Source organism: Micromonospora cathayae (genome assembly GCF_028993575.1).
GTDB classification, from domain to species: Bacteria; Actinomycetota; Actinomycetes; order Mycobacteriales; family Micromonosporaceae; genus Micromonospora; species Micromonospora cathayae.
The window spans coordinates 3,721,096-3,733,112 of the sequence record NZ_CP118615.1; the positions used below are offsets into that span (position 1 = coordinate 3,721,096).

At 74.1% G+C, this 12,017-nt stretch carries 13 protein-coding genes; 7 read left to right on the top strand and 6 right to left on the bottom strand.

Annotated features, from left to right (window positions below; genetic code table 11):
- Nucleotide 1 precedes the first annotated feature (1 nt).
- Genes PVK37_RS17070 through PVK37_RS17080 form a run of 3 tightly spaced genes read left to right on the top strand, consistent with a single transcriptional unit; the run spans nt 2 to nt 2,650 of the window.
- Nucleotides 2-688 (top strand): SDR family oxidoreductase, encoded by a 687-nt coding sequence (locus PVK37_RS17070; RefSeq protein WP_275035144.1) that lies wholly within the window; start codon nt 2-4, stop codon nt 686-688.
- On the top strand, nt 685-1,683 hold the full coding sequence (locus PVK37_RS17075; RefSeq protein ID WP_275028407.1) for a glycosyltransferase family 9 protein: 999 nt from the start codon (nt 685-687) through the stop codon (nt 1,681-1,683). Before PVK37_RS17070 ends, PVK37_RS17075 begins: the two co-directional genes overlap by 4 nt.
- Complete coding sequence (locus PVK37_RS17080) at nt 1,667-2,650, top strand: DNA topoisomerase IB (protein WP_275028408.1); 984 nt, start codon at nt 1,667-1,669, stop codon at nt 2,648-2,650. Before PVK37_RS17075 ends, PVK37_RS17080 begins: the two co-directional genes overlap by 17 nt.
- A gap of 241 nt (nt 2,651-2,891) precedes the next feature.
- Here the strand turns inward: PVK37_RS17080 and PVK37_RS17085 are convergent, their stop codons facing one another.
- The 5 genes from PVK37_RS17085 to PVK37_RS17105 all read right to left on the bottom strand — a co-directional run bounded on the left by PVK37_RS17085 (nt 2,892) and on the right by PVK37_RS17105 (nt 7,796).
- Nucleotides 2,892-3,938, bottom strand: a complete 1,047-nt coding sequence (locus PVK37_RS17085; protein ID WP_275028410.1) for an AraC-like ligand-binding domain-containing protein — start codon at nt 3,936-3,938, stop codon at nt 2,892-2,894.
- Between the two features lie 286 nt (nt 3,939-4,224).
- Nucleotides 4,225-4,728, bottom strand: coding sequence for a hypothetical protein (locus tag PVK37_RS17090; RefSeq protein ID WP_275028412.1), 504 nt, complete (start codon nt 4,726-4,728; stop codon nt 4,225-4,227).
- Nucleotides 4,729-4,803: 75 nt separating this feature from the next.
- Nucleotides 4,804-6,441 (bottom strand): RecQ family ATP-dependent DNA helicase, encoded by a 1,638-nt coding sequence (locus tag PVK37_RS17095; RefSeq protein WP_275028413.1) that lies wholly within the window; start codon nt 6,439-6,441, stop codon nt 4,804-4,806.
- Nucleotides 6,442-6,585: 144 nt separating this feature from the next.
- Nucleotides 6,586-7,536 carry a TIGR03557 family F420-dependent LLM class oxidoreductase gene (locus PVK37_RS17100; protein ID WP_275028414.1) on the bottom strand — a complete coding sequence of 317 codons (951 nt, stop codon included), beginning with the start codon at nt 7,534-7,536 and terminating at the stop codon, nt 6,586-6,588.
- A gap of 116 nt (nt 7,537-7,652) precedes the next feature.
- The gene (locus PVK37_RS17105; protein WP_275028415.1) at nt 7,653-7,796 is read right to left on the bottom strand and encodes a hypothetical protein; all 144 of its coding nucleotides are present in this window, start codon (nt 7,794-7,796) and stop codon (nt 7,653-7,655) included.
- A gap of 165 nt (nt 7,797-7,961) precedes the next feature.
- Between PVK37_RS17105 and PVK37_RS17110 the strand changes: the two genes are divergently transcribed.
- Both PVK37_RS17110 and PVK37_RS17115 read left to right on the top strand, forming a co-directional pair.
- Nucleotides 7,962-9,449, top strand: a complete 1,488-nt coding sequence (locus PVK37_RS17110) for a glycoside hydrolase family 3 protein (protein ID WP_275028416.1) — start codon at nt 7,962-7,964, stop codon at nt 9,447-9,449.
- 273 nt (nt 9,450-9,722) lie between these two features.
- A complete protein-coding gene (locus PVK37_RS17115) occupies nt 9,723-10,010 on the top strand; it encodes a ribbon-helix-helix protein, CopG family (RefSeq protein WP_275028417.1) in 288 nt (95 codons plus the stop codon).
- Nucleotides 10,011-10,021: 11 nt separating this feature from the next.
- Here the strand turns inward: PVK37_RS17115 and PVK37_RS17120 are convergent, their stop codons facing one another.
- Nucleotides 10,022-10,687 carry a TOPRIM nucleotidyl transferase/hydrolase domain-containing protein gene (locus tag PVK37_RS17120; RefSeq protein ID WP_275028418.1) on the bottom strand — a complete coding sequence of 222 codons (666 nt, stop codon included), beginning with the start codon at nt 10,685-10,687 and terminating at the stop codon, nt 10,022-10,024.
- A 176-nt stretch (nt 10,688-10,863) separates the two neighbouring features.
- Between PVK37_RS17120 and PVK37_RS17125 the strand changes: the two genes are divergently transcribed.
- Nucleotides 10,864-11,478 (top strand): hypothetical protein, encoded by a 615-nt coding sequence (locus tag PVK37_RS17125; protein ID WP_275028420.1) that lies wholly within the window; start codon nt 10,864-10,866, stop codon nt 11,476-11,478.
- A 111-nt stretch (nt 11,479-11,589) separates the two neighbouring features.
- The gene (locus PVK37_RS17130) at nt 11,590-12,000 is read left to right on the top strand and encodes a VOC family protein (protein ID WP_275028421.1); all 411 of its coding nucleotides are present in this window, start codon (nt 11,590-11,592) and stop codon (nt 11,998-12,000) included.
- Nucleotides 12,001-12,017: the final 17 nt, after the last annotated feature.

Here is a 12,017-nt window from a genome sequence, read left to right on the forward strand (position 1 = left end):
CCTGGCGGACGGGTCGACCGTCCTGGTCACCGGTGGCGCGAGCGGCCTGGGGGCCGCGGTGGTCACCGCCGTCGCGCGGGCCGGCGCCCGACCGGTGGTGCTCGACCGGCAGCCGCCCGGCGACGGGGTGCCCTGGATCGAGTGCGACCTCGCCGACACCCGGGCCGCCGAGGCCGCCACCCGGGAACTGGCCGAACGCTCCGGCGGGCTGGACGCGGTGGTCACCGCAGCCGGCGTCGACGTGCCCGGCCGGCTCGCCGACGTACCCGGCGAGACCTGGGACCGGATCGTCACCGTCGACCTGCTCGCCACCGCCGCGGTCGTCCGGGCCGCCCTGCCGTACCTGGTCGCCGCCCGGGGCAGCGTGGTGACCGTCGCCTCCACCCTCGGGGTCAAGGCGGTCGGTGACGCCACCGCGTACTGCGCGGCGAAGTTCGGGGTGGTCGGCTTCACCCGTGCCCTGGCGGCGGAACTCGCCGGTGAGGTCGGGGTGACCCTGCTGATCCCGGGCGGCATGCGGACCGCCTTCTTCGACGACCGGGACGAGCGGTACCGGCCGGGACCGGACGCCGTGCTCAACGAGCCGGCCGACGTGGCCGCCGCCGTGCTGTTCGCGCTCGGCCAGCCGACCGGTTGCGCCGTCCGGGAACTGGTGGTCTGCGCCGAGCAGGAGACCTCGTACCCGTGATCCTGGTGCTGCGCGCCCTCGGCGTCGGTGACCTCGCCACCGCCGTGCCGGCGCTGCGCGCGCTGCGCGCCGGCTACCCGGACCGGGAACTGGTGCTGGCCGCTCCGCGCTGGTTGACCCCGCTGGTGGACCTGGTCGGCGGGGTGGACCGGGTGCTGCCCACCGACGGTCTGGTCCCGCTCGACCTGGCCGGTCGGCCCCCGGAACTGGCGGTCAACCTGCACGGGCGCGGCCCACGCTCGCACCGGCTGCTGCGGGCCGCCGGGCCCGGCCGGCTGCTCGCCTTCCGCTGCCCGCCCGCCGGCCACCCGGACGGACCCGACTGGGACGACACCGAACACGAGGTGCGCCGCTGGTGCCGGCTGGTGCGCTGGCACGGACTGCCGGTCGACCCCACCGATCTGGTCCTGCGGGCTCCCGCGCCGGACCGGGTACCGGTCGGGGTCACGATCGTGCACCCGGGCACGAAGGTGCCGGCCAAGCGCTGGTCCCCGAGCCGGTTCGCCGCCCTCGCCGGGGAACTGAGCCGCCGGGGGCACCGGGTGGTGGTGACCGGCTCCCCGGCCGAGCGGAACGTCGCCGAGCAGGTGGCCCGCCGGGCCGGGCTGTCCCTGACGGCGGTGCTCGCCGGCCGGACCGGCCTGACCGAGCTGGCCGCCCTCGTCGCGCACGCCCGGCTGGTGGTCAGCGGCGACACCGGCGTCGCCCACCTGGCGACCGGTTACGGCACCCCGTCGGTGGTGCTGTTCGGCCCGGTGCCGCCGGCCCGGTGGGGCCCACCGGCCGACCGCCCCCGGCACCGGGTGCTCTGGGCCGGGCCGCCGCCCACCGGCCGGCGACCGGACGGGACGGAAGGTCCGGCCTGGGCCGGGGTCGGAGTGCATCCGAGCATGGCGGCGCTCCCCGTCGACCGGGTGCTGCTCGCGGTGGACGAGGCGGAACGGGTGGAGCAGGCGGAACGGGCGGAACGGAACGACGGTGCGGTTGCGGCGTAGCGATCCCGGGCGGCCCGGGTACGGCCGCCGTCGGCGGGGCCGGGGCTGGGAGTTCGTCGACCCCTCCGGCGTGACCGTCCGCGACCCGGACCACCTGGCCCGGCTGCGGGACCTGGTGATCCCGCCGGCCTGGCGGGACGTGTGGATCTCGCCGTACCCGAACGGGCACATCCAGGCGACCGGCATCGACGCGGCCGGCCGCACCCAGTACCTCTACCACCCCGTCTGGCGGGCGAAGCAGGACGAGGCGAAGTTCGACCACGTGCTGGAGGTGGCCCGCCGGCTGCCGGTGCTGCGCGACCGGGTGGACCGGGACCTGGCCGGCCGGGGGCTGCGCCGGGACCGGGTGCTCGCCACGGTGGCCCGGCTGCTCGACATGGGCACGTTCCGGGTCGGCAGCGACCAGTACGCGGCCGGCGACGACCCGACCTTCGGGGTGGCGACCCTGCGCCCCGAGCACGCCCGGTCCCGGGGCGGCTGTGTGGTGCTGGAGTTCCCCGCCAAGGGCGGCGTCGACCAGGTACGCCGGATCGAGGACCCCGAACTGTGTCAGGTGCTGCGCAACCTGCGTCGGCGGCGGCGCGCCGTGGACCGCCTGTTCGGCTACTGGGACGGGCGGGTCTGGCGGGACGTCCGCAGCGACGAGGTCAACGGGTACCTGCGGGAGGCCAGCGGTGGGGAGATGACCGCCAAGGACTTCCGGACCTGGCACGCCACCGTGCTGGCCGCCGTCGAACTGGCCGCCGCCGGGGAACAGCGCAGCCTCACCGCCCGCCGCCGGACGGTGGCCGGGGTGATGCGGAACGTCGCCGAGCTGCTTGGCAACACGCCCACCGTGGCGCGTACCTCCTACGTGGACCCCCGGGTGGTGGAGCTGTACCACGACGGGGTGCGGGTCGCGGTACGGCCGGACGCGCCCCGCCCGGAGGCCGAACGGGCGGTGCTGGACCTGCTGACCGAAACCTGACCGTTCCCGCTCCGCCACCGGCGCGGAGGCGGGTGGGGGCCGGAGCCCGGCTCGGCGCGGAACCTCCGTCCCCACACCCACGATGACGGCCACGGCGAACCCTGCCTGCCGCGCGGGACCGGATGCCGGAGAACGCGCCGCGGCCTGGGCACCTGTCGCGCACCATGGTCGTCGCGACGCTGCCGCAACCCCCGTTGCCCGCGCCAGCCCTCTCCTCGCAGCCGGTCACCACACCGGCTGCTCAGCCGGTCAGGGGCCAGTATGCCGGTGGTCCGTTGTCTGTCGGTGCCACCGGGTTGACGCTGCGTGCCAACTCCTGCGCCTGGCGGTACGTCTGCGGGCTCATCCCGTACGCGGCGCGGAAGGCCCGGCTGAAGTGGGCCTTGTCGGTGAAACCCCAACGCCAGCCGATCGCCTGCACGGCCCGGTTGGTCAACCTCGGGTCGGCCAGGTCCCGGCGGCACCGCTCCAACCGGCGGCTCCTGATCAGCTGGGCGACCGTCTCGTCCTCGCCGGCGAACAGCCGGTGCAGCGAACGCACCGAGATGTGGTGGGCGTCGGCGACGGTCTGCGGGGTCAGCGTGGCATCGTTGAGGTGCCGGTCGATGAAGGCGTACACCTCGTGCCGCAGTGTCTGCTGCCGTACCTCCACCGGCAGCGTGGTCTCGGCGTCGAGGTGCCGGGCCAGCAGGGCCGAGACCAGGTCGAGGGTGATCCCGGCCAGCCGGGGCGCCTCGACGGCGGCGTACTGCTCGGGGTGCAGGGTGATGTGTTGGAGGTGGTGGGCCAGCAGCGCCCCCACCCCCTCCGCGCCGGACAGCTGCGCCGCGGCCAGCCGGTCCAGCTTCCGGGCCGGCAACGGCAGCAGGGACTGGGGCAGGACGACGGTCACCGAGGACGCCGGCGTCCGCCCGTCGTCCGCCCCGTTGTGCCGCACCTGGTGGGGCCGCCGGTAGTCCAGGAAGGTGAAGTTGGCGTTGCCGACGGCGGTGTCGCGGCGCAGGGCGCTGATCCGGCTGGCGCCGGTCAGCGGCAGGGCGAGTTGGTAGACGTCCGGGTCGTCCCGGCGGATCAGCTTCGGGGTGCGTCGGGCGCTCAGCGACTGGTAGCGGAAGCGCGTCAGCCGGAGTCCGTCGAGGTCGACGAAGCGGGCCGTGGCCCGGAAGCCGTCGGCGTGCTCACTGGACATGTCGGTCGGAGCCGCGGCGCGCGCGGCGAGGTCGAGCCAGAACGGCCAGCGGTCGGCGGGCGGTAGATGCCGGGTGTCCACGCTTTCCGTCGGCAGCACGTCATCACCGCTTCCTCGTCCGCATCGTCCTTCCATTGTCGAGGACGGCACCGACATCCTGGCTGTGACATGGCTGCCCGACCCGACCGGGGCCGGCGGGCACCGGTCGCCGCCGGCCCGCACCGGCGGGCCCGGCCTCCGACCAGCCGGGACGTGCGACGAGAAGCGGGACCGGCCGCCGACCAGCCGGGACACCCGCGACGGAAGGCGGGCATGGTCTCCGACCGCCTGGGACGCGCGCCGGAGGCCGGCTGACGCGTCCCAGGCGGTGGGCCGGTGGTGACCGTCAGTCGTTGAGCACCTGGGAGAGCCGGTCCCGGAACCGGCGCTCCGAGTCGCTGACCACGTCCCCGCCGATGCCGAGGATGCCGCCGGTCGAGGCGGCTCCCACCACCTGGTCGGCGATCTCCACCAACCAGTGCCGGTACGCCCCGGCCTGCCCCTCGTCCATCCGGGCGGCGAGCAGCGCGGCGGCCTGCCCGGCGCGGGCCAGTACGTCCTCGATGAGCGCCTGCGGGTCGGCCGGGGCGATCACCGGCAGCTCCTCGCCGGCCTCTGGGTCGCCCACCCGGGAGATGACCTCGCCGGCCACGGCGGCGACCAGCGGGCTCGCCGACTCCCGGCCGGCCGCGATGGTCTCCAGTCCGGCGGCGCTCTCCGCCCGGGTACGGCGGGTGCCGTCGGACTCCGCCGCGCTCGCCGCGGTCAGGACCGACTGGGGCAGGCCGACCAGCAGCCCCCACTCCTCGTCGGAGAACCCGAACCCGGTGTACGCCGGCTGTTCGATCACGGCAACGCCCCTTTCGCTTGCACTCACTCAGGCACCTCGGCGCCGTGCCGACGTCGGCTTCGGGCCGGACTCAGGCTAGACCAGCGTCAGCAACGCCTGCCCACTCACCACGGGCACGGACAGCGTCTTGTACCCGACATCGTCGAACAGAACCGTCATCCGGTCCTCCTCGTAGTTGAGCACCATGCCGGCGCCCCACTCCGGGTGGCGGACCTGGCTGTGTACGGGGAAGGGGGCGTCGTCGGCGGTCTCCGCGACGGCGACGCTGGTGCCGGCGTGGCAGTTGTCGCAGTGCCCGCAGACCTCGGTCATCTGCTCCCCGAAGTACGCCAGCAGGGTCTGCCCCCGGCAGCCGGTGGTCTCGGCGAACGCGCGCATCATGTCGGTCCGGGACCGGGTGACGGTCTGCTGCCGTTCCGCCTCGGCCAGGGCCGCCCGCGCGGCCTCCACCGGCATCGGGGCGTACCGGGGCACCCCGATCCGCTGCCGGCCCCGGGGTACGGCGGCACCGATCTGCTCCAGCAGGGCGAGATACTGGCCGAGCTTGCGGGGGCCGAGCCCGGTCAGCTCCCGCAGTTGCCGGCGGCTGACCGGTTTCGCGCGCAGCAGCGCGGCCAGCTCGTGCAACTGCCGTTCGTCCGGCAGTCCGCCGGAGAAGTAGCGTTGCAGGCCGACGTCCTCGGCCTGCCAGAGCAGCAGCACCCGGGCCGCCCCGCCGTCCCGACCGGCCCGGCCGATCTCCTGGAAGTAGCTGTCCGGCGAGTCGGGCAGCGCCATGTGCACCACCCAGGCGATGTTGGGCTTGTCGATGCCCATGCCGAACGCCGAGGTCGCCACCATGATCGGAACCTGGTCGTCGAGGAAGGCCCGGTGCAGCTCGCCGCGCGCCCCGGCCGACATGCCCCCGTGGTAGAACTGCGCCGGGTAACCGGCCCCGGTGAGCCGTTCCGCCAGCTCCTCGGCCGACCGTCGGGTGGGTACGTAGATGATGCCCGGCCGTTTGTCGTCGCGCAGCAGCGCGACCAGCCGCCGCCAGCGGTAGTCCTCGGTGGGACAGTGCGCGACCTCGAGGAAGAGGTTCGGCCGGTCCAGCCCGGAGAGCACCAGCTCCGGGTCGGTCAGCCGGAGCCGGGCGACGATGTCGTCGCGGACCGGCGGCGACGCGGTGGCGGTCAACGCCACCACCGGGGGCCGGCCCAGGCCCTCGATCAGGTGCCCCAGGGCCAGGTAGTCGGGGCGGAAGTCGTGCCCCCAGGCGGAGATGCAGTGCGCCTCGTCGATCGCCACCAGCGCCGGTTCGAGCGCGCGCACCTCGGCCAGCCGGTCCGGGTTGCTCAACTGCTCCGGCGTGATGAACAGGAACTCCGCCCGGCCGGCCCGGACGGCCGCGAGCGCCTCGGCCTGCTGGGCGGGGGTCTCGTCGGAGCTGATCCGCACCGCGCGCAGCTCGGGGCGACGCCGTTCGTTCAGCGACTCGATCTGGTCGTGCTGCAGGGCCAGCAGCGGGGAGATCACCACCGTGCAGCCGGGGATGAGGCTCGCCGGGATCTGGTAGATGGCGGACTTCCCCGCCCCGGTGGGCAGCACCACCAGCGCGTCCCGCCGCTTCATCACCGCCCGCATCGCGGCGAGCTGGTTGGGGCGCAGTTCGTCCCAACCGAAGAGGTCACGCGCCGCGCGGCGCAGGGCTGTGGTGTCCGTGGCTCGTCTCATCGGTGGCCGGGGGTACCCGGCCGGTCCGGTCAGCAAACCGCAGCCCCGCGCCGTTTCCGGCAGCCCCGCGCCGCGCTCGGCTCGCCCGCGCCGCATCCGGCAGCCCGCACGCCGCGCGTGGCGGGTCAGCGGTCGCGTGGCGGGTCAGCGTAGCCGGGGGAGCACCTCGCGCTGGTACAGGTCGAACAGTCCCGGCCAGTGCGGGCCGGTGTTCGCCACGTAGACCTCGTCGAAGCCGGCCTTGGCGTACTCCTCCAGTTTGGCCAGGTGCGCGTCGGCGTCCCGGCCGCAGACGAACGCCTCCCGCACCATCTCCGGGCGGACGAGCTGGGCAGCCTGCTCGAAGTGGCGGGGGGAGGGGAGCACCTGGGACAGCTCGCCCGGCACCCCGGCGTTCGGCCAGCGCTCGTACGCGATCCGCGCGCCCTCGTCGGCGGTGTCGGCGTACGCGGCCTTGAAACCGGCCTGGCACGGCTTGTCGCCGCCCCCGGCGTCGCGGAACCGGCGGACCAGCTCGGCGTCCGGGGAGGTGTTGACGTACCCGTCGCCGATCCGGGCGGCCAGGTCGGTGGCCTTGGGGCCGAAACCGGAGACGTACACCTTCGGTGGCTCGTCGGGGAGCGTGTACAGCCGGGCGTGCTCCACCGTGTAGTGCCGGCCCCGGTGGTTGACGAAGCCGCCCGCCCACAGTGTCCGCATCACCTCGACGGACTCCTCCAGCATCTCCAGCCGGACGTCCGCGTTGGGCCAGGCGTCACCGAGGATGTGCTCGTTGAGCGCCTCCCCGGAGCCGACCCCGAGCACGAACCGTCCGGAGTGCAGGACCGCGCTGGTCGCGGCGGCCTGGGCGAGCACCGCCGGGTGGATGCGGACGGTCGGGCAGGTGACCGCGGTGGTGACGGGCAGCCGGCAGACCTGGCTCAGCGCGCCGATCATCGACCAGACGAACGGGCTCTGGCCCTGGGCGTCTACCCAGGGGTGGTAGTGGTCGGAGATCCACAGTGCCTCGAAGCCGGCCCGTTCGGCGCCGCGCGCCTGCTCCACCAGCTCAGCCGGCGTGAACTCCTCACTGGACAGGAAATAGCCGATCCTCATCGTTCCCCCTCGCCACCGTACGGTCGCCCCGGACGTCCCGGGCCGGACCACGGAAGCGGTACCCCACCGGTGCCGCCCCATGCCGGAAACTCCCGGGGGCGCGTCCGGGAAGCGGGTCAGCGGAACATGGCGCGGATCGCGGCGATCAGGAAGACCGCGCCGACGACCAGCCCGATGATCCGGACGGCGGGGACGTCGTACCAGCTGACCTCGTCGGCGGCGCGGACGGCATCGGTGGCGAGCAGGAGCGAGACAGGCACCCTGGCACTCTCGCACGCCTCCGCGACCGCCGCCACGGTCGGCCGTTCCGCCACTCTCAGTAATAGAAAGGTTTATTGACTATTACTCGGCCCGGTGTGACCATTGGGCAGCACCGCCGGCGGCAGGGGAGTCCGCGGCAGGAGGACCGAGGGGTACGGGCACGCATGAGCGCACCGATGGGGAACCTGGCGAGCCTGGCCGCCGCCGTCCTGCAACCCGGTTTCGTCGGCACCACCCCACCCGAGTGGGTCCGCCGGTGGCTCGGCGAAGGGCTCGGCGCGGTGGTCCTGTTCGCCCGCAACGTCGTCGACCCCACCCAGGTGGCCGCGCTCACCGCCGCGCTGCGCGCCGAACGGCCGGACGTCATCGTCGCCATCGACGAGGAGGGCGGCGACGTCACCCGGATCGAATCCGGCCCCGGCAGCTCCCGCCCCGGCAACCTGGCCCTCGGCGCGGTCGACGACCCGTACCTCACCGAGGAGGTGGCCCGCGACCTCGGCGTGGAGCTGGCCGCCGCCGGGGTCACCCTGAACTACGCCCCGGACGCCGACGTCAACTCCAACCCCGACAACCCCGTCATCGGGGTACGCGCGTTCGGCGCCGACCCGGCCCTGGTCGCCCGGCACACCGCCGCCTGGGTCCGGGGTCTCCAGGCCGGCGGGGTCGCCGCCTGCGCGAAACACTTCCCCGGGCACGGCGACACCCGCGTCGACTCGCACCACGACCTGCCCCGGATCACCGCCGACCGGGCCCGGCTCGACACCGGCGAGCTGGTGCCGTTCCGGGCCGCCATCGCCGCCGGGGTGCAGGCGGTGATGACCGGACACCTGGTGGTTCCCGCCCTGGACCCGATACTGCCGGCCACCCTGAGCCGCGCGGTACTGACCGACCTGCTCCGCGACGAGCTGGGCTTCCACGGGGTCGTGGTGACCGACGCGGTGGAGATGCGCGCGGTCGCCGACACGCACGGCCTGACCGGCGCGGCGGTCCGCGCCCTGACCGCCGGGGCGGACGCGATCTGCGTCGGCGGGGAACACGCCGACGAGGCCACCGTCCGCCGGCTGCGCGACGCCATCGTCGCCGCCGTCGTCGCCGGTGACCTGCCCGAGGAGCGGCTCGCCGAGGCCGCCAAACGGGTCGGCCAACTCGCCGAGTGGACCGTCGCCGCCCGCGCCGACCGGACCCGGTACGCGGGCGCCACCGGCATCGGGTTGACCGCCGCCCGCCGCGCGCTGCGGGTGACCACCGCCGGCGTCGAACCGTTGCCCACGTTGACCGTCCCGGCGCACGTGGTGGAGTTCGCGCCACCGCGCAACATCGCCATCGGCGCGGAAACCCCGTGGGGGCTCGGCGCGCCCCTGGCCGACCTGCTCCCCGGCACCACCACCGTCCGGTACGCCGAGGCGGACGTACCCGCCGACCCGGCCGCCGGGGCCGCCGGCCGCCGGCTCGTGCTGGTGGTCCGGGACCTGCACCGGCACGACTGGATGCGCGCGGCGGTGGCCCGCGCGCTGGCCGGTCACCCGGACGCGATCGTGGTCGAACTCGGCCTGCCGGTACTGTCCGCCGGCCGGGTGCACGTCGCCACGCACGGCGCGAGCATGGCCGGCGCGCGGGCCGCCGCCGAACTTCTCACCGGCGTACCTGCCTGACCCGCCGCGCCCCACGACCTTCCGCTCACCGCGCCGTGCCGCCAGCCTGCCGGGGCGACACGTCTCCGAGCGCGAAGCGATCGAGGCGCTCTACTCATCCCAACGGATCGAGAATCACATCGGGACGCTGCTGTTGGCCGTAGCTGGCCTGGCAGAAACCGCACGGGTGATCATGTTGTTGTGCGAGCGCTTCGGGAAGGTCAACAGCTACGCCATCCTGGCGGTACGGCCGGCCACGCCCGAGGAGGTCAAGCAGTGGATGGAGGGAACGCGATGACTGCGAACCGGGATCCGAGGACGATGAGCCGGGAGGAACTGCTGGCCTACTTCGACCACGGTGGTGACCTCTCGGAGCTGCTGCGCGACGCAACCGTCGGACCCGACCTCGGGCCGGCACCGGCCCCCGAGACCATTCCGATGATCGTGACCGGTGTGCGGCTGTCCTCGGCCACCGTGCGACGGCTGGACGAACTCGCCGGCAACGACAGGGGCGGTCGGTCGGGTCTTATCCGCCAGGCGATCGACGAGTTTCTGGCCCGGCACAGCGGCGAGGCGGCCTGAACCGGCGGCGATCAGACGGTGGTGAGCACCCCGTCGAGCGGCCCGGGCAGGACGTCCCGGCGGACCGCCACCTCGACGAGTAGCCGGACGTAGCGCAGGTTCCGGCGCGAGCTGCTGCGCAGGAACCGCCACAGCTGGGCCTCGGGCGGCCGATCCCGCCAGGCCGGCTGGATCTGGAACGCGCGGAACGAGCGCAGGTCACCATGCGCGTCGAAGACCTCCTCGACACCGGTCACGCCCACCGCACGGATCAGCTCGTCCTCCAGGTCGTCGACGCAGACGTGGAACCCGAACCGCGCCAGCTCGGCACGGGTGCGGGGGGAACCAACCCCGGCCGTCTCCAGGGCTCGGCGGAAGATCTCCTTCTCCCGCAGGTCGCACAGGCCGGCGAGGCGTACCCGACTGCCCGGCGGACCCCACCGGGTGAGAAAGTTGCCGATCGCGTGCGCCCCGCCGATCGGCACGACCACCACCCGTTCCGCCGCGAGATCCCGGCCCCGACCCACCGCCGCCGTCTCCAGCGCGACCTGGTCGCTGATGCCCTCGACGAGCACCACGGCCACGGCCGACTCGGCTGCCGCCAGGGCGCGGGCCGTCGCCCGCAGCGAGGCGGCGTTGCCACCCAGCGGCCCGTCGAGCGTCCCGCCGGCCCGCTCGCGGTGGTCCGCGACAGCCATGATGATTCCCCCGGTCCGTGGTGGTGGCGGAAACTCGCCCAGCGTACCGGTGACGGAAGGAACCGCCGACCGTGATTCCTGCCGGCCGCCGGAAGACCTCGTCGTCCCCCTCGACCGGCGCTGCCCGCCGGGAGACCATGGGGCCCACGACCCGAGCCCGGCGAGGAGGTCACGCGGTGGACGATCCGGTGGCGCACCGACCCGACGACCTGGCCGGCCGGCTGGCGCGGGTGGCCGCGAACCTGCGGGCCGCGGCGGCGATGCCGGGGGAGCCGCTGATGTTCGGCGCGCAGGAGCACCGCTTCCGGCTCGGACCACCCCTGGCCGAGGAGACCGTCGTCGCTTTCGAACGACGACACCGGGTACGCCTTCCGGCCGACTACCGGGGTTTCGTCACCACGGTCGGGCACGGCGGGCCGGGCCGGTTCGGCGGGGCCGGCCCGTACTACGGCCTGCACCCGCTGGACGAGTGGGACGGATGCCTGCTGGGCCACCCTGACCCCGGCGCGCTGGCCCGGCCGTTCCCGGTCGAGCCGGGGCGGACGTACCGGGACTGGCTGTCCGAGGTGGCACCCGGTGACGACGACGAGCCGTACCTCGGCACCCTGGCCCTCGGCGACCATGGCTGCGGGTACCTGTCGCTGCTGGTGGTCAGTGGGCCGACGCGCGGCCGGGTCACCGACAACTGCCCGGGACCGCAGGGGCCGACCTTCACCGGGGACGCGGACTTCCTGTCCTGGTACGAGCGGTGGCTGGACGCCGTCCTCAGCGGTGCCCGGCACTTCCGCTGACGCACGACGCGTCGTACCAGGGAGCACGGTTCGTCGGAAAGCCCGCCGGATGTCGGCGGGTGGGTCTAGCGTCCGACGGTGAACGGTCCCGGCGGACAGAGGAGCACCGCGATGACGTCCCGACTCAACCCGTACCTGACGTTCGACGGCAACGCCCGCGAGGCGATGGAGTTCTACCGGTCGGTGTTCGGCGGCCAGCTCCAGATCAGCACTTTCGGCGAGTACGGCGTCTCCGAGCCCGCCGACGCGGACAAGGTCATGCACGCGATGCTGACCACCGACCAGGGCTACGTGCTGATGGCCTCCGACACCGCGCCCGGCATGTCGTTCGAGCCGGGCAACACCATCACGTGCAGCCTCAGCGGCGATTCCGCTGACGGGCTCGAGGAGGTCTGGGCGAAGCTGTCCGACGGTGGCACCGTCACCATGCCGTTCGAGAAGCAGATGTGGGGCGACCGGTACGGCGCGTGCGTCGACCGGTTCGGCACCCCGTGGATGGTCAACGTCGCCGAGCCGCAGTGACCGGGTCACGGAGACGG